This is a genomic window from Streptomyces sp. NPDC002057, assembly GCF_040296665.1.
GTDB lineage: Bacteria > Actinomycetota > Actinomycetes > Streptomycetales > Streptomycetaceae > Streptomyces.
Window position 1 is genome coordinate 180810 of sequence record NZ_JBEOXR010000009.1, and the last position, 23024, is coordinate 203833.

Consider the following 23024-nt stretch of genomic DNA (forward strand, 5'->3'; position numbering starts at 1 on the left):
GTGGGTCCGGGGTGTGCCTCGGGCCGGGTGATCCGGGGCCTTCGCCCCGTTACCCGGCCCGGTCGTGGATGCCGCCCCCGGGGTGCGGACGCCCGGTTCAGCCGGTCCTCAGAAGCCCAGTTCCTTGGGGTTCTCGGGCTGTTCCAGCGGCGGCAGCTCCCGGAGGGCGTCCCAGGGGACCTGGCGGGCGCGCAGGTCCTTGCGGATGTGTCCGGCGAGCTTCTTGGTGTCGCGGCGGTTCATGACCGCGCCGACCGCCGCGCCCACCATGAAAGGCATGAGGTTCGGCAGGTTGCGCACCATGCGCTTCATGATCTGCTGGCGCAGCTCGCGCTTGAGCTGTCCGCCGAGCGCCGCGTTGACCGTGGTGGGCCTGGTGGGGTCGACGCCCCGCTCCTCGGCCCAGGAGGTCAGATAGGCCATCGAACGCTGGGTGAGCCGGCCGGGCGGCCGCAGCCCGTAGACCTCGTGCAGTTCGGCGATGAGTTTGAGTTCCACGGCGGCGACGCCGGTGATCTCCGCGGCGAGCTCCGCGGGCATGGCCGGGGGTACCGGGAGCATGGCGGCGGCGCCGATGCTCGCGCCCACGGTCGAGCTCGCGTTCGCCGCGCCGGCGACGAGCTTGTCGGCGAGTTCCTCGGGTCCGAGCCCCGGGAACTGTTTGCGAAGGGTCGCCAGATCGCGGACGGGGATCCGCGGGGCGAGGTCGATCAACCGGTCGGCCAGATGGCCGAGGCCGGCCTTGGCGCTGTCGCCGCCGCGCTTCACGCCCTGGCGGACGCCCTGCGCGACGCCGCGCCGGACGGCGTCGATCCGGTCGGAGTCGATCCTGATCCTGTCGAGTCGCGCCCGCGCCGGATTGGCGAGGCGCTTGACGGCGCCGAAGCGGCCGTCCTGCGGTGCCTCGGGCACGTCGCTCCCTCCCGCTCCCCGCTCCACCGGCAGGTGTGCCGGGTCCGGCTCGGTGACCGCATCGAGCGAGGCCGGGTGGCCCCGCTCGTCGTCACGTTCGCCGAGGGAGGGCGGGGAGGCGGTGGGCTCGGCTTCAGAGGCCTCGTGGGCGCCCTCTGCCGGGCCTGTGCCGCCCTTGTACGTCCGAGGGCTCCCGGGGAGCCGTAGACGCCGCTTCCGGGACGGTGTGTCGCCTGCCACGGTCAGCGATCTCAGTCGCAGTCGCGGCAGATGGGCTGGCCGTTCTTCTCCCTGGCCAGCTGGCTGCGGTGGTGCACGAGGAAGCAGCTCATGCAGGTGAACTCATCGGCCTGCTTGGGCAGGACCCGGACGGCCAGCTCCTCGTTCGAGAGGTCGGCGCCGGGAAGCTCCAGGCCTTCGGCGGCCTCGAACTCGTCGACGTCGACGGTCGAGGTCGACTTGTCGTTCCGGCGGGCCTTCAGTTCCTCAAGGCTGTCCGAATCGACGTCGTCGTCGGTCTTGCGTGGGGTGTCGTAATCCGTTGCCATGTCGCTCTCCCCCTCTGGGTGGTTGCGGTGTCTCCAGCGCACGTAACGCGTGAGAGGTCGGACTTGTGCCCGACCTGAGGCGGAGATTTTGCCTCACATCAAGGTCTGTTACTCAATCGACACCCGTCCCGTCCTCTCACGAGTGATCGGCTTCGGGTGGCGAACCGGACCGTACACGGTCCTCCGGGCGCCCTTCACAGGCGCCACCCCGTGTACTTCCCGTCATTCCGGGCCCCGGAAACCCGGACTTTTCCTGGTTTTCCGGGGGATTCCCCGGTCACGGAGAGTGGAGGTCCGGACACCTGTCCTGTGATCGATCACACATGAGCGTCTCAGGGATCAGGGCCCCGGAATTCCGCGCAAAGCGAACGGAACCGGGTCGGCTCGTGCAGTCTGTCAGATCGGCAGAGTGACGCGCATCACGAGACCGCCTCCCTCGCGGGGCTCCGCGATGATACGGCCGCCGTGGGCCCGCGCCACGGACCGGGCGATCGACAGGCCGAGACCGACTCCCTTGTCGCTGCCGGTCCGCTCCTGGCGGAGCCGCCGGAACGGTTCGAAGAGGTTGTCGATCTCGTACGCGGGAACCACCGGCCCCGTGTTCGAGACGAGCAGGACCGCCTGCCCGTCCTGGGTCTCGGTGGTGACCTCCACCCAGCCGCCCTCCGGCACGTTGTACCGGACGGCGTTCTGGAGCAGGTTCAGCGCGATCCGTTCGAGCAGCACGCCGTTGCCCTGGACGACCGCCGGCTCGCGCTCGCCGCGGATCTCGACGCCCTTGGCCGCCGCCTCGGCGTGCACCTGGTCGACGCCCCGCTCGGCGACCTCGGCGAGGTCGACGGGCTTGCGCTCGATGATCTGGTTGTCGCTCCGGGCGAGCAGCAGCAGGCCCTCGACGAGCTGTTCGCTGCGCTCGTTGGTGGCGAGCAGGGTCTTGCCGAGCTGCTGGAGCTCCACCGGCGCCCCGGGGTCCGAGAGGTGGACCTCCAGGAGGGTGCGGTTGATCGCGAGCGGGGTCCGCAGCTCGTGCGAGGCGTTCGCGACGAACCGCTGCTGCGCGGTGAAGGCCCGCTCCAGGCGGTCCAGCATCTCGTCGAAGGTGTCGGCGAGCTCCTTGAGCTCGTCGTCGGGGCCGTCCAGCTCGATCCGCCGGGAGAGGTCGGAGCCGGCCACCTGGCGGGCGGTACGGGTGATCCGGCCGAGCGGGGAGAGCACCCGTCCCGCCATGGCGTAGCCGAAGGCGAAGGCGATGATGCTCAGGCCGAGCAGGGCGAAGAGCGAGCGGCGCAGGAGGTCGTCCAGGGCCAGGTCGCTCTGGTGCCGCAGACAGACGGACACGGCGTCGTTGAACTGCTCGCCGGTGCCCGTGTTGGGCAGGACGCACCACGAGGTGGTGGGCTGGACCTCACCCTTGACGATCTTGAAGGGCAGCTGGGCCGCGCTGTCGCTGAGCGCCTGCGCGGTGAAGAGGTAGATGATCGAGAGCAGCAGGATGCCCGCGATCAGGAACATCCCGCCGTACAGCAGGGTCAGTCGTATCCGGATGGTCGGGCGCAGCAGGGGCCGGACCGGGTCCCTGGGGTCCCAGGTCGGTTTCGGGGGCGCCTGGGGGTGGGGCGCGGGCGTCGTGGCCATCAGGTCAGATCCGGTACCCGGAGCCGGGGACCGTGACGATGACCGGCGGCTCGCCGAGCTTGCGGCGGAGGGTCATGACGGTCACGCGTACGACGTTGGTGAAGGGGTCGGTGTTCTCGTCCCAGGCCTTCTCCAGGAGCTGCTCGGCCGAGACGACGGCGCCCTCGCTGCGCATGAGGACCTCCAGGACGGCGAACTCCTTCGGCGCGAGCTGGACCTCCTTGCCCTCGCGGAAGACCTCGCGGCGGTTCGGGTCGAGCTTGATGCCCGCGCGCTCCAGGACGGGCGGCAGGGGCACGCTGGTGCGGCGCCCGAGGGCGCGCACGCGGGCGGTGAGCTCGGTGAAGGCGAAGGGCTTGGGAAGGTAGTCGTCCGCGCCGAGCTCCAGTCCCTCCACCCGGTCGCTGACGTCGCCGGACGCGGTGAGCATCAGGACGCGGGTGGGCATGCCCAGCTCCACGATCTTGCGGCAGACGTCGTCACCGTGGACGAGGGGCAGGTCACGGTCGAGGACGACGACGTCGTAGTCGTTGACTCCGACGCGCTCCAGGGCCGCGGCGCCGTCGTACACGACGTCGACGGCCATGGCCTCCCGGCGCAGTCCGGTGGCCACCGCATCGGCGAGCAGCTGCTCGTCCTCGACGACGAGTACGCGCACGTCGTACTTCCTTCCCGTTGAGCCGCCGTCCCGGGGGGACCGGCTGAAAACCTGAGCACTGACTGTGCGTGTCCATCCTGCCCCGTACGCGCGTAAACCGGCTGTAAGGCGGCGGTGCGGGGCTCTCGGCGGGCGCGGGTCGTGCGGCGGGGGCCCGGCCGGAACCGAAGAATTCACCGGATTCGCGGGCCAGTTGAGGTTTCTCTGAGGAAAGGGCTGGGGAGGACGACTGCACACCCCGTGATCACGCCCTGTATGTGGCGCGCCACCTACCGCTCTCTGTCGCCCAGAGGCAGCGGAGCGTGATCCACCACCCTCGGCACACCCCCGTGCCACCGGACCCATGACGAGGGGGCGCACGATGGACGCTTTCACCGCAGGCCTGCTGCACCGCATCAGGACCACGCAGACGGACCTCACGCGAGCTCGTGAGACGGGCGACGACTACCTGGTGGAGGTCGAGCAGGCGGAGCTCGAGGACCTGCACCGGCTGGCCGCCGAGCACGGCGTGGAGGTTGCCGCGCAAGGCGTCTGACCCTGCCGTCGGACCCGCCAGACCCGTCCGACCCGTATGACCCGCACCACGTGCGAGGGCCCCGGCGCCGTTCCCGGCACCGGGGCCCTCGCACGTCCGTCGCCGGGGTGCTCAGTCGTGCCAGGCCCCGAGCCCCTCCAGGAGCTCCTGGAGGGGCTCGAAGAGGCCCGGGGAGGCCGCCAGGGTCAGTTCGCCGGACTCCGGCTCCCCCGGGCGGCCACCGGTCAGCGCGCCCGCCTCGCGGGCGATCAGGGCGCCGGCGGCGAGGTCCCAGGGGTTGAGGCCGCGCTCGTAGTAGGCGTCGAGGCGGCCGGCGGCGACGTCGCAGAGGTCGATGGCGGCCGAGCCGCCCCGCCGGATGTCGCGGACGCGCGGGATCACCTGGGCGGCGACCTCCGCCTGGTGGGCGCGCCGGGACTGCACGTACCCGAAGCCCGTGCCGAGGAGGGCCTGGTCGAGGGGCGGCGAGGGGCGGACGGCGAGGCGCCGCTCCGCCGCGTACGCGCCGCCGCCGAGGACCGCCCGGTACGTCTCGCCGCGCATCGGGGCCTCGACCACGCCGACCACGGTCTCGCCGTCCCGTTCGGCGGCGATCGAGACCGCCCAGGTGGGCAGACCGTAGAGGTAGTTCACGGTGCCGTCGAGCGGGTCGATCACCCAGCGGACCCCGCTGGTGCCGGGGCTGGACGCGCCCTCCTCGCCGAGGAATCCGTCCTGCGGGCGGTGCTCGGCGAGGAAGCCGGTGATCAGCTTCTCGGCGGCGATGTCCATCTCGGTGACCACGTCGATGGGGCTCGACTTGGTCTTCGCCACGGCCAGGTCGTCCGGCCTGCCGTCGCGCAGCAGCGCGCCGGCCCGCCGGGCGGCCTCCAGGGCGAGGTCGAGCAGTTCGGGGAGGAGCGGGTCGGTCACGGGGTCTCCTTGTGGTCGGGCGGGCCCTCAGGCGTACGGGCTGTCGGCGCCGGCCGCGGCGGGGCGCTCCGCCCTGGCCGGGCAGCAGCCGATGGGGCAGAGGTCGTGCGAGGGCCCGAGCGCGCCCAGGGCGCACCGCTCGGCGCGGGTGCCCCGCTCGGCGGTGGCCCGCTCCAGGACGAGTTCGCGGACGGCGGCGGCGAAGCGGGGGTCGGATCCGACGGTCGCGGAGCGGCCGACGGGCAGGCCGAGTTCGGCGGCCTTGGCGGTGGCCTCGGTGTCGAGGTCGTAGAGGACCTCCATGTGGTCGGAGACGAAGCCGATCGGGACCATGACGACGGCGGGCGCTCCGGCGCCGTGGAGGGTCTCCAGGTGGTCGCAGATGTCGGGCTCGAGCCACGGGATGTGGGGGGCGCCGCTGCGGGACTGGTAGACGAGCCGCCAGGGGTGGTCGGTGCCGGTGGCCTCGCGGACCGCGTCGGCGATCACCCGGGCCACGTCGAGGTGCTGGCGGACGTAGGCGCCGCCGTCGCCGTGCTCGGTGACCGGTCCGGAGGAGTCGGCGGCGGAGTCGGGGATGGAGTGGGTGGTGAAGGCGAGGTGGGCGCCGTCGCGGACGGCCGGGTCGAGCGCGGCGAGGGAGGCCAGGACGCCCTCGACCATCGGTTCGACGAAGCCGGGGTGGTTGAAGTAGTGCCGGAGCTTGTCGACCCGGGGCAGCGGGAGGCCCTCCGCCTCCAGGGTGGCGAGCGCGTCGGCGAGGTTCTCGCGGTACTGGCGGCAGCCGGAGTAGGAGGCGTACGCGCTGGTGGTCAGGACGGCGATGTGGCGGCGGCCGTCGGTGATCATCTCGCGGAGGGTGTCGGTGAGGTACGGGGCCCAGTTCCGGTTTCCCCAGTACACGGGCAGTGCCAGGCCGGCCCCGGCGAAGTCCGTCCGCAGCGCTTCGAGGAGCGCGCGGTTCTGGTCGTTGATCGGGGAGACGCCACCGAAGAGGAAGTAGTGCTGCCCCACTTCCCTGAGCCGTTCCTTGGGGATGCCGCGGCCGCGCGTCACGTTCTCCAGGAACGGGACCACGTCGTCCGGGCCCTCGGGGCCGCCGAACGAGAGCAGCAGCAGGGCGTCGTACGGGGCGGGATCGTGCTGATCGGACATGGCACCGATCTTCCCACCCGCCCCTGACGGCGAGCGGCGCGGCCCGTCCGACGGCACGCGTCCGAAAAAGGGGGATGACCCATCGACTTCAACACCGTAGGCTTTAGCTATTAATTACACGTGTTGAGTCCTCGCGCGGAGCCAGCTCCGAAGCACTCAGATCCGGAGAGCCTCTTGCCCAGTCCCTACCGCGCGATCTTCAAGGCGCCCGGCACCGCCTCGTTCTCCGTCGCGGGCTTCTTCGGCCGGATGCCGCTGTCCATGATGGGCATCGGCATCGTGACCATGATCTCGCAGGTCACCGGCCGGTACGGGCTCGCCGGCGCGCTCTCGGCGACGCTCGCGATGTCCGCCGCGGTCCTCGGCCCCCTGGTCTCCCGCCTGGTCGACCGGCACGGTCAGCGCCGGGTGCTCCGCCCGGTGACGCTGGTCTCGCTCGTCGCGGCCGCCGGACTCCTCCTCTGCGTGCAGCAGGAGGCCCCGGACTGGACGCTCTTCGTCTTCACGGCCGTGATCGGCTGCGTGCCGAGCGTCGGCGCCATGACACGGGCCCGCTGGGCGGAGATCTACCGGGGCGAGGAGCGGCGCCTGCACACGGCGTACTCCTGGGAGTCGATCGTCGACGAGGTGTGCTTCATCTTCGGCCCGATCATCTCGATCGGTCTGTCGACGGCCTGGTTCCCCGAGGCCGGTCCGCTGTTCGCCGCGGTCTTCCTGGCCGTCGGCGTCTTCTGGCTGACCTCGCAGCGCGCCACCGAGCCCGTGCCCCACCCCCAGCAGGGTGTCCGCGGCGTCTCCGCGCTCCGCTCCCCCGGTCTGCAGGTCCTGGCCCTCGCCTTCGTCGCCACCGGCGCCATCTTCGGCTCGGTGGACGTGGTGACCGTGGCCTTCGCCGAGGAGCAGGGCCACAAGGCCGCCGCCAGTCTCGTTCTGGCCGTCTACGCGCTCGGCTCCTGTCTGGCCGGCGCCGTCTTCGGGCTGCTCCACCTCAAGGGCGACCCGTCCCGCCGCTGGCTCCTGGGCATCTGCGCGATGGCCGTGAGTATGATCCCCCTCCTACTGGCCGGGAACTTGCCGTTGCTGGCCGTGGCGCTCTTTGTCGCGGGCCTGTCCATCGCACCGACGATGGTGACCACGATGGCCCTCGTCGAAGCGCACGTACCGCGCACCAAGCTGACCGAGGGCATGACCTGGACGGGTACCGGGCTCGCGGTCGGCGTGGCGCTCGGCTCCTCGGCCGCCGGCTGGGTGGTCGACGCGTCGGGGGCCGAGGCGGGGTACGTGGTGCCCGTCGTCTCGGGTGCGCTCGCGGTCGCGGTGGGTCTCCTCGGACACCGCCGGCTGCGCAGGCCGGTGCCGAACCGGGAGGGGCAGCGTGAGCGGGACGACAACAGCGGGGTCGGGGAGCACCAGGACGGCGAACAGCCCGTGGCGTAACTGGGCGGGGAACGTCACCTCCCGCCCCGTGCGGGAGGTGAGCCCGGCCTCGGCCGAGGAGCTCGCCGAGGCGGTGCGCCGGGCGGCCGCGGACGGGCTGCGGGTGAAGACGGTCGGCACCGGCCACTCCTTCACCTCGATCGCGGCCACCGACGGGGTCCTGATCCGGCCGGGGCTGCTGACCGGGATCCGGCGGATCGACCGCGAGGCGATGACCGTCACGGTCGAGTCGGGCACCCCGCTCAAGCGGCTCAACGTGGCGCTGGCCCGGGAGGGCCTGTCGCTCACGAACATGGGCGACATCATGGAGCAGACCGTCGCCGGGGCCACCTCCACGGGGACGCACGGCACGGGCCGCGACTCCGCCTCGATAGCGGCGCAGATCCGCGAGCTGGAGCTGGTGACGGCCTCGGGCGACCTGCTCACCTGTTCGGAGAAGGGAAACGCCGAGGAGCGCGCGGTCTTCGCCGCCGCCCGCGTCGGGCTCGGCGCGCTCGGCGTGGTCACGGCGATCACCTTCGCCGTGGAGCCGGTCTTCCTGCTCACCGCGCGCGAGGAGCCGATGACCTTCGACCGGGTCACCTCGGAGTTCGACGCGCTGCACGCGGAGAACGAGCACTTCGAGTTCTACTGGTTCCCCCACACGGACAACTGCAACACCAAGCGCAACAACCGCAGCGCGGGTCCCGCCGCTCCGCCCGGCCGCGTCAGCGGCTGGATCGACGACGAGCTCCTCTCCAACGGTCTCTTCCAGGTGGCCTGCTCGCTGGGCCGCGCGGTGCCGCCGGTCATCCCCTCGATCGCCAAGCTCTCCAGCCGGGCCCTGTCGGCCCGTACGTACACGGACATCCCGTACAAGGTCTTCACCTCGCCGCGCCGGGTGCGCTTCCTGGAGATGGAGTACGCGCTTCCGCGTGAGGCGGCGGTCGCCGCGCTGCGCGAGCTCAAGGCGATGGTGGAGCGCTCGCCGCTCAAGGTGAGCTTCCCGGTGGAGGTGCGGACGGCGCCGGCCGACGACATCGCGCTGTCCACGGCCTCGGGGCGGGAGACCGCGTACATCGCCGTCCACCTCTACAAGGGAACGCCCCACCGCGGGTACTTCACCGCGGTGGAGCGCATCATGACGGCGCACGGGGGCCGCCCCCACTGGGGCAAGGTCCACACCCGCGAGGCCGGATACCTCTCCGGGGTCTATCCGCGCTTCGCCGAGTTCACGGCGCTGCGCGACCGGCTCGACCCGGACCGGCTGTTCGCCAACGACTACCTGCGCCGGGTCCTGGGCGACTGACGGTCACTCGGCTCCCTCGGCTCCCTCGGCTCCCGCGTCGGCTCCGGCCGCCGCGCCGGCCGGGGGCGGGGCCGAGGGGGTCTCGGGCCCGCCGGTCCCCGGGGTCGGCTCCTGGGTCGGCGTCGTCGGCTCGGTGGTGGGGCCGGTCGGCGTCGGGGTGGGGGTCGGCTCACCGCCGGTGGAGCCGGAGGGCGTCGGCTCCGGCGAGGGGGTCGCGATGCCGCTCCGCCCGTCGCCCCGGTCGTCCGGGGACGGGGTGTCCCCCTGGGAGGGGGTGCCGGCGCCGTCCCCCGGCCGCCCGGTGCCGTCCGTGGACCCGGACGGCGTGGGCGTGGGGTCCTCGTTCCCGGCCGGCTTCTCCTGGCCCTCGCTCGCGCCGCCGCGGACGACGGAGCCGAAGGTGGTGGTCCCCTGCTTGCCGCTGAAGTCCTGGCCGGAGACCAGCTCGTAGGTGGTGATGCCGCCCATGGTGACGCCGAAGACGAGGGCGGCGGCGATCGCCGGGCGCTTCCAGCCCCGGACGCGGGTGCCGTGGGTGGTCGCCGCGCCGAACTCCTCGTCGGCCTCCCCGGCGTGCGGGAGGGTGGCCCGGACCGTGCCGAGCATCAGGGTGCGGTCGTCCCGGGGGCCGCCCTGGAGCGGTGTCCGACGCGCCTTCGGCTTGGCCGCGGCGGTCGCGTCGCGCACCTGTTCACCGGTGCGCCGGAAGAGGTGCTGGAAGAGCGGGCCGCCGCAGGTGGCGATGACACTGATCACACCGGCGCCCACGATCGTGCCGTACACGCCGAGGGTGGAGGCGAGTTTGGCGGCGATGACCGCGGCGAGGGCGCTGCCCGAGACCTGGGCGACGCTCAGGTCGATCCGTCGCCTCCCGCCCTCCTTCTCCTCCGGCTCGCCCGTGTCGGTATCCGGCCTGTGACGCATCTCCAACCCCTGATCCAGCCCCTCGTGGCTCATCCGTTCGCCTTGCACCCAGAAGGGACAAATGGGCGAAGCGAATAGTTCCGTTTCCACTCTTTCTGTGAAGAGCGACACGTACGGGGGAAGATCGCGGACACTCAACTCCCGTACCGCCCGCAAAGTTGGGCGGCGCGCCGGTCCACCCAGGTGGCCCGAATGGAGTACATTGACGAACCCTGGGTCCGGACGCCTTCACGGGTGCCCTGGATCATGGAGAGGGGGCCGGACACGGCACTCGAACCAGCGGCGCCAAGGCATCGCACGGGGATCGACTGCACAGAGTGACCGCCCGTCACTCCGGGTAGTCAACAGGTAACCGTGTCATAACGGCGTTCCAGGGTCCACGCCCGACACGCCGGGCAACTCGGCAAGGTAGTGGCAGGCTGCACCCGGGCAGGCCACACTCGACTAGCGGAAGCAGCGACGCACGTGACGTCGGCAGGCACCACCCGGGAGGTCCCCATGCCCGAACTGCGTGTCGTGGCCGTCTCCAACGACGGCACACGACTGGTGCTGAAGGCTGCTGACAGCACGGAGTACACACTTCCGATCGACGAGCGGCTCCGCGCCGCCGTGCGGAACGACCGCGCGCGCCTCGGCCAGATCGAGATCGAGGTGGAGAGCCACCTCCGCCCCCGCGACATCCAGGCACGGATACGAGCCGGTGCCTCCGCCGAGGAGGTCGCACAGCTCGCCGGCATCCCCGTCGACCGCGTACGCCGCTTCGAGGGCCCCGTGCTCGCCGAGCGCGCCTTCATGGCGGAGCGGGCCCGCAAGACCCCGGTCCGCAGGCCCGGTGAGAACAGCGGACCCCAGCTCGGCGAGGCCGTGCAGGAGCGGCTGCTGCTGCGCGGCGCCGAGAAGGACACCGTCCAGTGGGACTCCTGGCGGCGCGACGACGGCACCTGGGAGGTGCTGCTCGTCTACCGGGTCGCCGGTGAGGTCCACACGGCCAGCTGGACCTACGACCCGCCCCGGCGGCTCGTCCAGGCCGTGGACGACGAGGCCCGTGCCCTGATCGGCGAGACGGACGACACGATCGCCGCCGCGCCGGAGCCGAGCTTTCCGTTCGTGCCGCGCATCGCCCGGCTGCCCCGGGACAGGCCGCTCGACCGCGCCCTGGACCGTCAGCTCGACCACCGCCAGCTGGAGCGGGCCTCCGCGCCCGCCGAGCCGGAGGAGGAGCGGGACTCCCTGACGAGCCTCCTGGAGGCCGTGCCGAGTTTCCGCGGCGACATGATCGTGCCCGAGCAGCCGGACTCGGAGCCCTCGGAAGAGGCCGAGGCGGAGGAGCCGCCGGCTCCGGCCGCGTCGGCGGGTGCCGGCTCCGCGTACGCCGACGTCCTGATGCCGCGCGCGGTGTCGGGCCACCGGGACCGCCTCACCGGCACCACGGACCGCCAGGCCGAGGCGGACGGCGTCCGCCCGGGCCGCCGCGCGGCGGTGCCGAGCTGGGACGAGATCGTCTTCGGCACCCGCAGGAAGAAGCAGGACTGACGCCGTACCCGTACGGGACGCGTGCGCGTACGGAAAGGGCCCGCGACCGTCACGGTCGCGGGCCCTTCTCGTACGGACTACCGCGGGTCCGGGCCCGTGGCCACCGGGCGGGAGGGGTCCGACGACCACTCCGACCACGAGCCCGCGTAGAGGGCGGCGGGCAGACCCGCGATCTCCAGGGCCAGGACCTCGTGGGCGCCGGAGACGCCCGAGCCGCAGTAGACCGCGACCGGGGTCCCCCCGGCCGCGCCGAGGGCGGCGAAACGGTCCCGCAGCGCGTCGGCGTCCAGGAAGCGCCCCTCCGCGTCGACGTTCTCGGTCGTCGGGGCCGAGACCGCGCCCGGGATGTGCCCGCCGATCCGGTCGATCGGCTCCACGTCCCCGCGGTAGCGCTCGGCCGCCCGCGCGTCCAGGAGCAGCCCGGAACGGGCGAGCGCCGCCGCCCCGTCCGCGTCGAGCAGACCGAGCCCGCCCGGCTCCGGCCGGAAGTCGCCCTGCTCCGGCGCGGGCACCTTCTCCGTGAGCTCACCCGTCCAGGCCGCGAGGCCACCGTCCAGGACGCGTACGTCCGGGTGGCCCGCCCAGCGGAGCAGCCACCAGGCGCGGGCCGCGCCCCAGCCGAGGCCGCCGTCGTAGACCACGACCGGGGTGTCCGCCGAGACACCCGCACGGCGCATCGTGGCGCCGAAGGCCTCCGGGTCGGGCAGCGGGTGGCGACCGCCGCCGCCGGCCGGTCCCGCCAGTTCCGCGTCCAGGTCGACGTAGACCGCGCCGGGCAGGTGTCCGGCCTCGTACGCGGGCCGTCCGGGCGGCCCGCCCAGTGTCCAGCGGACGTCCAGGAGGACCGGCGGCCGGGCCCCGGCCGACTCGCTCAGCAGTTCGCTTGCGGAGATGATGGGCTTCATGGGTGCCATCCTCGCGCAGCCGCACGGGCGCGGGGACGTCACCAGGCGTCCTCCCGCGTCAGCGCGGCGGGATCGCGCCACTCTTTGGTGCGACCGGGGCGCGCCGCGCCCCCTTCGGTGACACCATCGGAGCCGGGGCACGGCCACGACGATGGTCCGAGGAGAGAGTCACGATGACCGAGGCGACTCGGCACACACCCGGCGCACCCTGTTGGGTGAGCCTGATGGTGCACGGGCTTGACGCCACGCAGGAGTTCTACAACGCGCTCTTCGAGTGGGAGTTCGTGCCGGGACCGCAGCAGCTCGGGCCGTACGTGCGCGCGCTGCTCGACGGCAGGGAGGTGGCGGGCATCGGCCAGCTGCCGCCCGACCAGCACCTGCCCATCGCCTGGACGCCGTACCTGGCCACCGTCGACGCCGACGAGACGGCCGAGGGCATCCGCGGCTGCGGCGGCACCGTGGCGGTGGGACCGCTGGACGCGGGCGAGGCCGGCCGGCTCGCGATCTGTTCCGACCCGGTGGGCGCGGTCTTCGGCGTCTGGGAGGCCGCGGCGCACCACGGGACGGCGACGGCCGGACCGCCCGGGACCTCGGTGTGGAACGAGCTCATCACGTACGAGACGTCCTCGGTCGGCAAGTTCTACCGGTCGGTCTTCGGGTACGAGGTGGAGCCGGTCGTGTCCGCCGACCACGACTACGCGACGCTCCTGGTGGACGGGCGGCCGGTGGCGTCCCTGCACGGCGTCGGCAACGCGCTGCCCCGGGACCGGGGCCCGCACTGGATGACGTACTTCGAGGTCGCCGACACCGACGCGGCCGCCCGGCTCGTCCTGCAGCTCGGCGGTCAGGTGCTGCAACCGCCGCGCGACGCCACGGCGGGGCGGCTCGCCCTGGTGGCGGACCCGGAGGGCGCGGTCTTCACCCTGGTCAGGTCCGCCCCGTCCTGATCCGCGTCCTGATCCACCCGGCGCCGCCGCTCCTGCCGGAGGTCGCGGTGCCGCCCGGCAGGCCGAGCTGGGTCAGCCGTTCGGCGGAGAAGTGGTGCGCGACGTCCGGGTCGGCGTGGTGCGCGGCGAGGAAGCGCGTGGTCTCCTCGCGCATCCCCGGGTGGCTCTTGTGCCGCATGCAGTAGCCGACGGCGCGGACGAGCGGGGTGAGCGACTCCGGTGCCGGTCCGGGGACCGCGGGCTCCTCGCCGCCTTCCAGGTCCGCGACCAGGTGGTCGACGACGGTGAGCGGGACGCGGTTGCTGTTCTCGAAGGGGGTGAGCCGTTCGAGGACCTCGGCCGTGCCCACCCGTGCGACCGGGATGCCGTAGTAGACGGCGGCGGTGAGCATCGCCGTGGAGAAGCAGCCGACGACGAGCCGGGGCGCGCACCGTTCGTAGAAGGTCTCGGCGAGCAGGGGTCCGTCGAGGACGGTGAGCCGTACGCCGGACCGTTCCGCCTCCTCCTGGAGGGCCAGGGAGTAGCTGGGGGGCGCGGTCGGGTGCGGCTTGAAGACGATCGAGCGGTGGCCGGCCGCCGCCGCTCCGCGCAGCATCCGTACGTGCAGTTCCTCCTCCTCCTCGGCGGTGAGGAGGGAGAGGGCGGCGAGGTACTGGCCGAGCAGGAGGGCCGTGGGCCCGGCGGCGGCCGCGCGCGCGACGGCCGGGTCGGCGGCCGCCTCCTCGGCGATCTCGGCGAGGACCGCGCGGAAGGCGCCGTCGGGGACGAGTTCGGGCTCGACCCCGTACTCGCTCAGGAGGAGTGGCCGCAGGCCCGGCACCAGGTCGAGGTGGAGGACGCGCCGGATGCGGCAGGCGAGGGACTGCGCGAGGTCGTTGCGGGTCGGGCCGTAGCTCATGAGGCCGTCCGCGTAGACGTGGACGGCGCTCTCGGGGAAGGCGCCGGCGAGTGCCTTGGCGGGGTTGACCTGGATGGATTCGACGATCAGCTCGACCGGGGCGGTGCCGAGGTCCCAGGCGGTGCGCAGCACGCGCTGCCAGAGGGGTGCCTCTTCGGGGCGGGGGGCCCAGGTGGCGGGGTGGTACGGGTGGATCGTCTCGTTCCAGTCGAGGGTGGCGTCGAAGCGGGCGGCGATCCGCCCGTAGCCGGTCATGGTCTCCAGGCGCAGCGCGGTCTCCGGGATCTCGGCGTTGTGCGAGATCAGCAGGAGTCTGCGGGCGTCCTCGCGGCGGCCGAACTGTCCGGCGTCCAGGGAGGCCGCGAGGGTGGCCGCGCCGTACAGGGTGGACACCTGGAAGATCTGGACCGGGCGGCCGTCGGTGGCCGGGTCGTACGCCGGTGCCCGCTCGGCGGGGGCGGGGGCCGGGGCCTTGTCGGGGGCGGGGGCCATGGGTCAGGCGGTCCTTACGGTGTCGCGCAGGCTCCGGAGGAGGGTGCTGCGGGGGGTGTCCATGGTGGCGAGGGTCTCGTCGAGGACCTGCTGCGGCATCCGGTGCAGGGCGTCGGCGACGTCGGCGCGGAGTCGTCCGGCGACGGCGGGCTCGTACGTGTCGACCTTGCCCATGTGGAAGGCGATCATCGCGCAGTAGGTGCGGACCGCCTTCGGGAGGAAGCGGTCCGCCTCCGGGTCCCGGGAGATGTCGTCCAGCAGCAGGTCGTACGACGGGATGAAGTCCAGCTGGCGGTTGTCGGTGATCTGGGTGAGCGAGGTGGTGACGCCCCGCCGGTAGAAGACCCCGTGCAGGGAAAGCGCGGCGAAGGTGCGGGCCTTGAGGTGGAGCCGCCAGATCCAGAGCCGGTCCTCGGCCGTTCTCAGCGAGGTCTCGAAACGCGAGGCGCCGTTCTCGAAGAGACCGGCTCCGTAAATGCCGAAGGGGACGAACGGATAGTCCACCATCGTCACCATGCTGGCGGGCGAGATTCCGTCGCGGGGGTCCATCACCGTGTCGCGGCGTTTGGCGGGGGCGTATCGGATCTGCCGCTTCCGGCCCTCCGAGAGGACGTGGTCGGTGCGGGCGAAATCGCAGCCCAGCCGTTCGATTCCGGCCACGGTGGCGCTCAGGTGGCCGGGCGCGTACCAGTCGTCCCCGTCGAGGAAGGTGAGGTAGTCGCCGCGTGCCGCGTCGATTCCCGTGTTGCGCGCCTGGGCGACGCCGCGGTTCGTCTCGTGCCGGATGACGGTGGCGTTCGGCAGACGGTCCCGCCAGCGGTCGAGGATTTCCGGGGTGTCGTCGGTCGAGCAGTCGTCGATCAGCAGGAACTCGAATTCCGGATCCGCGTTGTTCGCGAGACTGCGCAGGGTGTCGGGCGCGTATGCCCCGACATTGTGGAACGGTACGACGACGGACAGTTTCGGCACGCGGAATCCCCACACTGAATCGAACAATTAAACGCCGCTACGGCGGGTACGTTAACCCTCCGCTTTTCCGGGTGAACGATCCGCGCGTGCACTCCGGGTGAACTCTTGTCGTCTCCCGTGGAAAGTCGCCGTCGCGATCAGGGCGAGGAGCGCGGCCAGGCCGACCGCGCCGCCGAGCTTGAGGCCCGGGGGGCGGAAGGAGCACGTGACGGTCTGCGCCCGGCCGTCGAGCGGAACGGCGACGAGGCCGTGATGGGCGCGCGCGGGGCGGAGTTCCGCGTCACCCGCGGCGCAGCGCCAGCCGGAGATGCGGGGCGCGGCGAGCACGGCGGTCCCCGTGCTGCCCGGGGGGAGTTCGGCCGTGACGGTGTGTCCGGTGGCGCGCACCTCGGTGGCACCGGTGGCGGTCAGCTGCCGGACGGCGGAGTCGAGCCGGGCGGGCAGCAGGCAGCCGAGCGGCTGGGCGGGCAGCCTGAGCTTTCCCCCGGGGGTCAGCTCGATCCGTACGTCCCCGGCGGCGGGCGCGGTGCCGAGGCTCCGCATGGGGGCGCGGACGGCGGGCGGTCTGCCCTCGAAGTCCACCGGCCGCTCCCCCGCGAGGGCGGCCGCGCCCCGGTACTCGGGGGCCCAGAACCAAACCTGGGAGCCCGCCGGGCAGCGGGCGGTGAGGGTCCGTCCGGTACGGGAGACGGCCGGCAGCTCGTACACGTCGGCGCCGAGCAGCCGTTCCTGGAGGGCGAAGGCGGAGTCCCCGGGGTGGGTGGCCGGCCGCCGCGCCGGACGGACGGTGACCAGGGGCGGTACGGGGGTCGTGGTGACGGAGACCGTGGCCCGGGGCAGGGCGTCCTGGCGTACCGGCTCCGTGGGCCGCGAGCGGATGCGGGTGCCGATGGAGAAGAGGGCGTCGGTCACCGGGTTGTCGAGGGTGACCGGGTGCCGGCCCTTAGCGTAGTGGCCGAAGCCCAGGGAGGACAGGGTGCCGGAGGTGACCTCGGCGGTGAGGCTGCTGTAGTAGTCGGCGCCCTGTCCGCCCACGATCAGGACGTCGTTGCCGCCGGGGACCTCTCCGGGGTCCGTACGGTGGCGGGGCCAGGCGTCCGCGCGGGCCGCCTCGTCGGCCACGGAGGTGTGCCAGGGGCCGATCCGGGGGGACCAGGAGACCTTGGCGCGCTGCTGCTCCTCGATCCGCTTCCCCGTGACGACCGCCTCGCCCGCCTGCGCGGCGACGAGGAGGACCACGGCCAGGACGGGCAGGACGCGCGCGGTGCGGACGGAGAGCGCGCGCGAGGTGGGCCGTACGCCCGGGAGGGAGGGCGCACCCGAAGGGGAGGTTCCGAGGGGCGTAGCCGCGGGGGACGCTCCGCGCGTGAGGGGCCGCGTACCCGAAGGGGACGTTCCGCGTGCGGTGTTCCGGCGGTCGTTCAGCAGGGCGAGGAGGACGGCGGCGAGCCCGAGGGCCGCGGCCACGCCGAAGGCCGGATAGGTCCATCCGTCGATGTCCACGCTCCCCGAAGCCCCCCACGCCAGGACCGCGAGCAGCGCGCCGCCCGCGAGCAGCGCGGCCGGTCGCGGCACGCCCCCGGCCGCCGAGAACCAGGCGGCGACGAGCAGCAGCCCGCACAGGACGAAGGTCTGACGGTACGGAGCGCCGTTCGGCGAGGCTCCGGCGTGCCAGAGCAGATGGGTCGGCTCCCACTGGAGGGAGAGGGTCACCAGGACGATCGCGGCCGACAGGCCGGCCCGGACGCGCGGGGCGACGGCCCGGTTGAACGGCAGGGTGAGGGCCAGGGCGAGCGCGGGCGTGCCGACGAAGAGGGCGGGGCTGGCCACGCTCGCGGTGGCGGGCAGGAACCGGGCGAGGACGTCGGCCCAGGCCGCGGGCGCGAAGGTGGTCTCGGGGGTGGGGTCGGCGACCTTGGTGGCCAGGAAGACCACCACGACGAGCGGTGCGGCGAGACCGATGCCGATGAGGACGCCCCGCGCGGCGCGCAGCGCCCCGGCGAGGCGCTGCCGGGCGGTGGCCGTCTCCTCCGCGGTGAGGAGCCGGACGAGGAGGACGACGGCGGCGCCGAGGGTGGCCATGTACGCCGTGTAGAAGTTGGCGATCCAGGCCAGGGCGACGACCAGGGGGCCGAGGACGGGGCGGCGCCCGGTGCGGGCCCACTCCCCGACGAGGCAGAGCAGCGGGAAGGCGACGAGCCCGTCGAGCCACATGGGGACGGTGGCGCCGAAGTTGAAGGTCCAGCCGGAGAGGGCGTACGCGGTGCCGAGCACGGCGGCGACCGGCCAGGGGCCGGGGCGCAGCCGCAGGAGCAGGAGCGCCATCGCGGCTCCGGCCGCGCTGATCTTGACGGCGGTGACGACGTACAGGGCGAGTTCGACGCGGTCGGCCGGGAAGGCCACGACGAGCAGGTCGAAGGGGCTGCTCAGATAGGTGCCGATGTCGCCGAGGAAGTTGGAGCCGAAGCCGGAGTTCCAGTTGAGGAAGGCGTCGCCGTGCGTCTCGCCGAGGAGGAACGAGCGCCAGTAGGCGTGGAACGGCAGGTACTGCTGGCCCAGGTCGACGATGTTCCTGGTCACCGGCCCGAAGGGGTAGCTGCGGGAGAGCCGGGTGGCGAGGGCGAGCAGCGTGGCGGTGAGCAGGGCGGCGGCGAGCGGACCGGCGACGGCCGGGGAGCGCGGGCCGCGCCGCGGTGTGCCGGGACGGAGCGGGGCGCCACCCGCCCCGTCCTCGCCGTCGACCTCGGCCGGCAGGGTCTCGGCGGCGGGTGGCACACGTCCTCCAGGGGCGTACGGAACGGGGAAGCCCGGGTGAGGCGTCACGGGCCGACCGCCATTACCGCCGAGTCGGACGACCCGTAACCCATCATCAGGCGGTGTTCCGGCACACCTCGGGTGAACTCCCGGGGTCGGCGGGGCGGGTGGCCGGCCGCCGCCCGCGGGTCAGCCCGCCGGTGTCGGGGCGACGAGCTCGTCGACCGTACGGGCCACCGTGCCGAACAGGTCCGTGACCGTCGTCAGGCTCGCCGTCTGCAGGGCGTCCGACGGCAGGACGGCGCCGTCCGGGCCCTCCAGGGGACGGGTCGCGGTGGCCTCGGCGACCACGGTGGGTCGGTAGCCGCGGTTGAAGGCGCCCTGCGCGGTGAAGAGGACGCACATGTGCGTCATGAACCCGGCGATGACCAGGTCGCCGGAGACCCCGAGGTCCTTCAGGGTCTCCTCCAGGTCCGTGCCGTGGAAGGCGTCGGGGACCTGCTTGACGACGACCTTCTCGCCCTCGACCGGGGCGACCTCGGCACTGATCGCGCCGATCTCGGCCCGGATGTCGTACGGGGTGCCCTCGCCGCCGTCGTTGACGACGTGGACGACGGGGGCACCCGCGGCGCGGGCGGCGGCGAGCAGACGCGCCCCGGCGGCGACGGCCCGCTCCGCGCCGTCGAGCCGCATGACACCGGTGCGGTAGGTGTTCTGGAAGTCGATCATGATCAGGGCCGACTCGCCCAGCCGCGGCAGCTCCTGGGGAAGGCCGATCACATCACGGAGGGTGGTGGAGGCGGTCATGGCGGATCCTTTCGAGGACGGGGAAGAGGACGGGGAAGGGGAAGTACTGACGGGCGGGGCTCTCGCGGAAGGGGCCCCTACGAGAGGTTCTTCGGGGTGCCGTCCGGCGCGAGGTCGACGAGCTTGGACTCGATGCCCTGGTCGCGGAAGGCCTGCACGAGGGAGCCCATGTCCTCGGAGTAGATGTTCCAGCTGTCGGTGTGGACCGGGACGACCTTGCGCGGGTCGAGGCGCTTCGCCACGAGCGCCGCGTTCTTCGAGGTCAGGGTCAGCGGCGCGTTGTCGAGGATCGCGGGGGTGCGGGCGGCGCCGGCGAAGAGGACGGCCGTGTCGACGGGACCGATCTCCTTCCTGATCCGGTCGCCGACCTGCCCGGCGACCGTGACGGAGGCGTTGTCACCGGAGATGTACGTGGTGGGGACGCCCTTGCCGCTCAGGACGAAGCCGGTGACCTCGCCGTCCGCGCCGCGGTCCACTCCGTCGGGGCCGTGCAGGGCGGGTACGGCGGTGACCCTGACGGTGCCGCCGGCGGTCCTCAGCTCCTGGGAGTCCCAGCTCCTCAGGGCGGTGACGTGGTCCCCGAGGCGTTTGCGCGCGCCGGGCGTGGAGAGCACGACGGGCACCTCGTCGAGCAGCGCGCGGCCCGCGTCGTCGAGGTTGTCGTCGTGCTGGTCGTGCGAGAGCAGGACGGCGTCGATCCTGCCCAGCCCGTCGGTGCCGAAGGCGGGTGCCTGGATCTTCTCCAGGCCGCTCCTGTACTTCCTCGGCGCGTCGAACGTGGGGTCGAGCAGGACGCGCAGGCCGCCGACCTCCAGGATCGTGGTCGGCCCGCCGACGTGGGTGGCGGTGAACGCGGCGGGTTCCGCGGCGGGGTCGGGGCTCTCGTCCCGGCCCGTGGCCTCGCCGGCGCAGCCGGCGAGGAGGGTCACGCCCACGGCGGCCGCGACGACGCCTGGGGCCGCGCGACGGAACGTCGGACGGTTCATGGGGGAACACCAGCTCTCTCGTTGCGAAGGGTCGGACAGCGGCTCGGGAGCGGCCGTCCCCCAAGACGTTTGCAACGCTAACACAGTTCGTAAGCATCGCTTACAAAGTCATGGGATTCCCCAGGTCCGGGGTGTTAGCGCTGTTATCGTGGGAGCCATGTCGACGGCACGAGAGCGCATCCTGGAAGCCACCGAGGAACTTCTCGCCACCAAGGACGCGCTGGCGATCTCGACCCGCGCCATCTGCGACCGCGCCAAGGTCGGCATGCCCGAGATCTACCGCCAGTTCGGCGACAAGCAGGGTCTGCTCACGGCGGTCGCCGACCTCGGCTTCGCCCGCTTCCTCGCCGAGAAGCGGCGCAACCCGCTCACCGACGACCCAGTGGCGGACCTGCGGACCGCGTGGGACAGCCACGTCGCGTTCGCGCTCCGCAACCCGTACCTCTACCGCCTGATGTTCACGCCGACCGGCGACGCCAGGCCGGGGGCCATCAAGGAGGCGCAGGCGATCCTCCTGAAGGCCGTCGAGCGCTGCCGTGACGCCGGACGCCTCCGGATGGCTCCGGAGCTCGCGGGGCAGTCGATCCTCTCCGCGAACGTGGGCGTCTGCATGACGGCGCTGTCGTTCCCCGACCTGTTCGGCGGCTCCGACATCTCACCGGCCGTGCGGGACGCGGTGATCGGGAAGGTCACCGGGGACGAACGGGAGGATGCCCGGATCGGTACGGCGACCGTCCTCGCGCAGGCCCTCGTCGGCACCCTCACGGGGACGGCGCCCGTCGACGCCGCCGGCCTCGGCCGGCTGGCCGAGGCGCTGCTCCCGACGGCCCCGCCCTCGGAGCCCTGACCCGAACCGGCCGTCCGAGAGGCGGAATCCCGCCAGGAAACCGCCGGTCGGCTGCCGCCGCCACCTGCCGTTCACGGCTCTCCACGCGCCTACGCTCGCAGCTCCCATCACCAGGAGACAGAGGAGTACGCCATGGAGAACCCGACCCGTAAGGTGGCCGCGGCCGGTGCCGCGGCGCTGCTGGCCGCCGGGCTCGTCGTCACCGGCGCCGGTACGGCCAGCGCGTCGGCGGCCGAGAAGAACGAGCGCATCACCTCGGTCGCGCAGCTCAAGGACGGCATCAGGCTCGCCGCCGCCCAGGAGGAGCCGACCGGGGCCGACGCGCTGAGCCAGAGCGTCGGCGGTCGGATCACGGGCCTCGCCGGCTCCCGCTCGGTCGACTGCTGAGGCCGGGGTGACCACCGTGGGCGAGGCGACCTCCTCGCAGACCTGGTGCCCCAGCGGAGACGCGCACGCGCCCGAGTCCGTCGTCCTGGGCGTACGGTCCGGGCAGGACGGGCGCGTGGTCTACCTGGCCGATCCCGTGCCGGCGGCCGAGGTGCTCGGAGAGGTGCCGGAGGGCATCGAACCGCGGCGCCTCCTGCGCTTCGCCTCGCACTGTGTGAGCGACTGTCTCAACCGCAGGGGCGACGACTGCACGCTCGTCGAGCGGGTGCTGTCCCGGCCCGCCGCGCAGGAGGACGGCAACGTCCCACGGTGTCACCTCAGGGCGCGGTGCCAGTGGTGGAAGCAGACCGGGGTCGCCGCGTGCGTGCGCTGCCCCGCGGTCTCGACCCTCCACCGCGCCGACGACGAGCTGGCCGAACTCGTGGCCGACCCGGCCACCACGCAGGAACAGCTCGACGAGTGGATCGCGGTGGCGGGCTGAGTCCCCGGTCCCGATACGCGGAAGGTCCCCGGACGAACCGTCCGGGGACCTTCCGCGTACATCCGGCCCGTCTCCCTGTGCGCCGGGACGGTCTCCCTCACCCGCGCCGGGGCGGGTCTCCGCGCATCACTCGCGCCGGGGCGGGTCTCCCCGTCTCACTCGCGCCGGGGCGGGTCTCCCCGGATGTCCCGCTCCGACATCCGGTTCACCCGGGGCGAGGGCGTCGTGAGCTCGCCCCGGACGGCCACCGCCGCCGCGTAGCCGCGGTCGACGGGGATGTCGAGCAGGGTCCAGCCCTCGGGTGGCTCCGCTCCGTCGGGGCTGCCCGAGCCCACGTAGTCGGCCGCCGGGTCACGGCCGAGACCGGTCCCGAGACCCTTGAGGTAGGCCTCCTTGCGGGTCCACAGCCGGGCCAGCGCCCTGGGGCGGCGCGGGGGCGGCAGCGCCGCGATCTCGCGCTGCTCGGCGGGGTGCAGCATGGTGGCGAGCTCCGCGGCGCCCCCCGGATCGGCGACCAGGTCGACGTCGACGCCGATGGGCACCACCGCCGTCCCCACGAGGACGAGGTCGCCGCGGTGGGAGAGCGAGAAGTGCAGTCCCCGCCGGGCGCCCAGGACGGTCGGCCGCCCGTGCGGGCCGCCGCAGCACGGGCAGGTCTCCCGGCCGTAGCGGATGTCCTGCGGCAGCATGTCGAGGTACGCGCCGAGCAGTCGGCGCAGCGCCAGATGGGCGGCGGTGAAGCGGACCCGGTCCTCCGCGTACGCCATTCCCGCGGCGCGCTCCCGTTCCGAGGCGTCCAGGACTCCCGTGTCGAGCCCGGTGCCCCGGGCGTCGGAGACCCTGAGCAGCCACAGGTCGAGGGAGCCCGGCCGCGGCAGGGCGCGCGGCGGCGGCCCGGGGGCAAGCAGCGGCAGGGCGCCGGGGGGTGGCGCGGGCGGCGGACCGCCCGGTGGGTGCGCGGGCAGCAGCAGGCCGCTCGCGGAACTCCGGTAGCCGCTTCTGGGATCACTCACG

Annotated in this window: 22 protein-coding genes; 8 read left to right on the top strand and 14 right to left on the bottom strand. The window is 73.1% G+C overall.

Going from position 1 to position 23024, the window contains the following annotated elements:
• Positions 1–108: 108 nt before the first annotated feature.
• The 4 genes from ABT129_RS10775 to ABT129_RS10790 form a co-directional block, all read right to left on the bottom strand.
• Positions 109–1152 (bottom strand): hypothetical protein, encoded by a 1044-nt coding sequence (locus tag ABT129_RS10775; protein WP_351899285.1) that lies wholly within the window; start codon positions 1150–1152, stop codon positions 109–111.
• Positions 1153–1163: 11 nt separating this feature from the next.
• A complete protein-coding gene (locus ABT129_RS10780; RefSeq protein WP_003955561.1) occupies positions 1164–1460 on the bottom strand; it encodes a DUF4193 domain-containing protein in 297 nt (98 codons plus the stop codon).
• Between the two features lie 396 nt (positions 1461–1856).
• Positions 1857–3095 carry a sensor histidine kinase gene (locus ABT129_RS10785; protein ID WP_351899288.1) on the bottom strand — a complete coding sequence of 413 codons (1239 nt, stop codon included), beginning with the start codon at positions 3093–3095 and terminating at the stop codon, positions 1857–1859.
• Between the two features lie 4 nt (positions 3096–3099).
• Complete coding sequence (locus ABT129_RS10790; RefSeq protein ID WP_030146958.1) at positions 3100–3753, bottom strand: response regulator transcription factor; 654 nt, start codon at positions 3751–3753, stop codon at positions 3100–3102.
• 361 nt (positions 3754–4114) lie between these two features.
• On the opposite strand from ABT129_RS10790, the gene ABT129_RS10795 reads away from it, so the two are divergent.
• Positions 4115–4288 (top strand): hypothetical protein, encoded by a 174-nt coding sequence (locus ABT129_RS10795; RefSeq protein ID WP_351899291.1) that lies wholly within the window; start codon positions 4115–4117, stop codon positions 4286–4288.
• Between the two features lie 111 nt (positions 4289–4399).
• Here the strand turns inward: ABT129_RS10795 and ABT129_RS10800 are convergent, their stop codons facing one another.
• Together ABT129_RS10800 and ABT129_RS10805 are read right to left on the bottom strand one after the other, a co-directional pair.
• Positions 4400–5200: an inositol monophosphatase family protein gene (locus ABT129_RS10800; RefSeq protein ID WP_351899294.1), complete on the bottom strand. Its 801-nt coding sequence runs from the start codon at positions 5198–5200 to the stop codon at positions 4400–4402.
• A 27-nt stretch (positions 5201–5227) separates the two neighbouring features.
• On the bottom strand, positions 5228–6355 hold the full coding sequence (locus tag ABT129_RS10805; protein ID WP_351899297.1) for a ferrochelatase: 1128 nt from the start codon (positions 6353–6355) through the stop codon (positions 5228–5230).
• Positions 6356–6529: 174 nt separating this feature from the next.
• Here ABT129_RS10805 and ABT129_RS10810 point away from each other — a divergent pair, with 174 nt between their 5' ends.
• Both ABT129_RS10810 and ABT129_RS10815 read left to right on the top strand, forming a co-directional pair.
• Entirely contained in the window at positions 6530–7792 is a 1263-nt protein-coding gene (locus ABT129_RS10810; protein ID WP_351899300.1) for an MFS transporter, read from the top strand.
• Positions 7731–9080, top strand: a complete 1350-nt coding sequence (locus ABT129_RS10815; protein WP_351899303.1) for a D-arabinono-1,4-lactone oxidase — start codon at positions 7731–7733, stop codon at positions 9078–9080. Before ABT129_RS10810 ends, ABT129_RS10815 begins: the two co-directional genes overlap by 62 nt.
• A gap of 3 nt (positions 9081–9083) precedes the next feature.
• On the opposite strand, the gene ABT129_RS10820 is transcribed toward ABT129_RS10815, so the two are convergent.
• A complete protein-coding gene (locus tag ABT129_RS10820) occupies positions 9084–10004 on the bottom strand; it encodes a hypothetical protein (protein ID WP_351899306.1) in 921 nt (306 codons plus the stop codon).
• A gap of 498 nt (positions 10005–10502) precedes the next feature.
• On the opposite strand from ABT129_RS10820, the gene sepH reads away from it, so the two are divergent.
• The gene (gene sepH, locus ABT129_RS10825) at positions 10503–11537 is read left to right on the top strand and encodes a septation protein SepH (protein ID WP_351899309.1); all 1035 of its coding nucleotides are present in this window, start codon (positions 10503–10505) and stop codon (positions 11535–11537) included.
• Positions 11538–11614: 77 nt separating this feature from the next.
• Here sepH and ABT129_RS10830 read toward each other — a convergent pair whose 3' ends face one another.
• The gene (locus tag ABT129_RS10830) at positions 11615–12442 is read right to left on the bottom strand and encodes a sulfurtransferase (protein WP_351899312.1); all 828 of its coding nucleotides are present in this window, start codon (positions 12440–12442) and stop codon (positions 11615–11617) included.
• A gap of 173 nt (positions 12443–12615) precedes the next feature.
• On the opposite strand from ABT129_RS10830, the gene ABT129_RS10835 reads away from it, so the two are divergent.
• Complete coding sequence (locus tag ABT129_RS10835) at positions 12616–13389, top strand: VOC family protein (RefSeq protein WP_351899314.1); 774 nt, start codon at positions 12616–12618, stop codon at positions 13387–13389.
• Here ABT129_RS10835 and ABT129_RS10840 read toward each other — a convergent pair.
• The 5 genes from ABT129_RS10840 to ABT129_RS10860 all read right to left on the bottom strand — a co-directional run bounded on the left by ABT129_RS10840 (position 13370) and on the right by ABT129_RS10860 (position 20295).
• Complete coding sequence (locus tag ABT129_RS10840; protein WP_351899317.1) at positions 13370–14779, bottom strand: polysialyltransferase family glycosyltransferase; 1410 nt, start codon at positions 14777–14779, stop codon at positions 13370–13372. The two genes, ABT129_RS10835 and ABT129_RS10840, sit on opposite strands and share 20 nt — an antisense overlap.
• Positions 14780–14782: 3 nt before the next feature.
• On the bottom strand, positions 14783–15748 hold the full coding sequence (locus ABT129_RS10845; protein WP_351899319.1) for a glycosyltransferase family 2 protein: 966 nt from the start codon (positions 15746–15748) through the stop codon (positions 14783–14785).
• A 51-nt stretch (positions 15749–15799) separates the two neighbouring features.
• Entirely contained in the window at positions 15800–18523 is a 2724-nt protein-coding gene (locus ABT129_RS10850; protein ID WP_351899322.1) for a YfhO family protein, read from the bottom strand.
• A gap of 168 nt (positions 18524–18691) precedes the next feature.
• Complete coding sequence (locus tag ABT129_RS10855; protein WP_351899323.1) at positions 18692–19309, bottom strand: isochorismatase family protein; 618 nt, start codon at positions 19307–19309, stop codon at positions 18692–18694.
• Between the two features lie 77 nt (positions 19310–19386).
• The gene (locus ABT129_RS10860) at positions 19387–20295 is read right to left on the bottom strand and encodes an MBL fold metallo-hydrolase (protein ID WP_351899326.1); all 909 of its coding nucleotides are present in this window, start codon (positions 20293–20295) and stop codon (positions 19387–19389) included.
• A 157-nt stretch (positions 20296–20452) separates the two neighbouring features.
• On the opposite strand from ABT129_RS10860, the gene ABT129_RS10865 reads away from it, so the two are divergent.
• From ABT129_RS10865 to ABT129_RS10875, 3 genes are all read left to right on the top strand, one after another.
• Positions 20453–21142, top strand: a complete 690-nt coding sequence (locus ABT129_RS10865; RefSeq protein WP_351899328.1) for a TetR/AcrR family transcriptional regulator — start codon at positions 20453–20455, stop codon at positions 21140–21142.
• Between the two features lie 132 nt (positions 21143–21274).
• The gene (locus ABT129_RS10870) at positions 21275–21529 is read left to right on the top strand and encodes a hypothetical protein (protein WP_351899330.1); all 255 of its coding nucleotides are present in this window, start codon (positions 21275–21277) and stop codon (positions 21527–21529) included.
• 16 nt (positions 21530–21545) lie between these two features.
• Positions 21546–22010, top strand: a complete 465-nt coding sequence (locus tag ABT129_RS10875; RefSeq protein ID WP_351899332.1) for a hypothetical protein — start codon at positions 21546–21548, stop codon at positions 22008–22010.
• A 155-nt stretch (positions 22011–22165) separates the two neighbouring features.
• Here the strand turns inward: ABT129_RS10875 and ABT129_RS10880 are convergent, their stop codons facing one another.
• Complete coding sequence (locus ABT129_RS10880) at positions 22166–23023, bottom strand: 4'-phosphopantetheinyl transferase family protein (RefSeq protein WP_351899333.1); 858 nt, start codon at positions 23021–23023, stop codon at positions 22166–22168.
• Position 23024: the final 1 nt, after the last annotated feature.

Excerpts from the sequence above, each read along its gene's own strand:
- ABT129_RS10780 (WP_003955561.1), bottom strand. The coding sequence starts at position 1,460 with ATGGCAACGGATTACGACACCCCACGCAAGACCGACGACGACGTCGAT.
- ABT129_RS10785 (WP_351899288.1), bottom strand. The coding sequence starts at position 3,095 with ATGGCCACGACGCCCGCGCCCCACCCCCAGGCGCCCCCGAAACCGACC.
- ABT129_RS10795 (WP_351899291.1), top strand. The coding sequence starts at position 4,115 with ATGGACGCTTTCACCGCAGGCCTGCTGCACCGCATCAGGACCACGCAG.
- ABT129_RS10805 (WP_351899297.1), bottom strand. The coding sequence starts at position 6,355 with ATGTCCGATCAGCACGATCCCGCCCCGTACGACGCCCTGCTGCTGCTC.
- ABT129_RS10820 (WP_351899306.1), bottom strand. The coding sequence starts at position 10,004 with ATGCGTCACAGGCCGGATACCGACACGGGCGAGCCGGAGGAGAAGGAG.
- sepH (WP_351899309.1), top strand. The coding sequence starts at position 10,503 with ATGCCCGAACTGCGTGTCGTGGCCGTCTCCAACGACGGCACACGACTG.
- ABT129_RS10830 (WP_351899312.1), bottom strand. The coding sequence starts at position 12,442 with ATGAAGCCCATCATCTCCGCAAGCGAACTGCTGAGCGAGTCGGCCGGG.
- ABT129_RS10835 (WP_351899314.1), top strand. The coding sequence starts at position 12,616 with ATGACCGAGGCGACTCGGCACACACCCGGCGCACCCTGTTGGGTGAGC.
- ABT129_RS10840 (WP_351899317.1), bottom strand. The coding sequence starts at position 14,779 with ATGGCCCCCGCCCCCGACAAGGCCCCGGCCCCCGCCCCCGCCGAGCGG.
- ABT129_RS10855 (WP_351899323.1), bottom strand. The coding sequence starts at position 19,309 with ATGACCGCCTCCACCACCCTCCGTGATGTGATCGGCCTTCCCCAGGAG.
- ABT129_RS10860 (WP_351899326.1), bottom strand. The coding sequence starts at position 20,295 with ATGAACCGTCCGACGTTCCGTCGCGCGGCCCCAGGCGTCGTCGCGGCC.
- ABT129_RS10865 (WP_351899328.1), top strand. The coding sequence starts at position 20,453 with ATGTCGACGGCACGAGAGCGCATCCTGGAAGCCACCGAGGAACTTCTC.
- ABT129_RS10870 (WP_351899330.1), top strand. The coding sequence starts at position 21,275 with ATGGAGAACCCGACCCGTAAGGTGGCCGCGGCCGGTGCCGCGGCGCTG.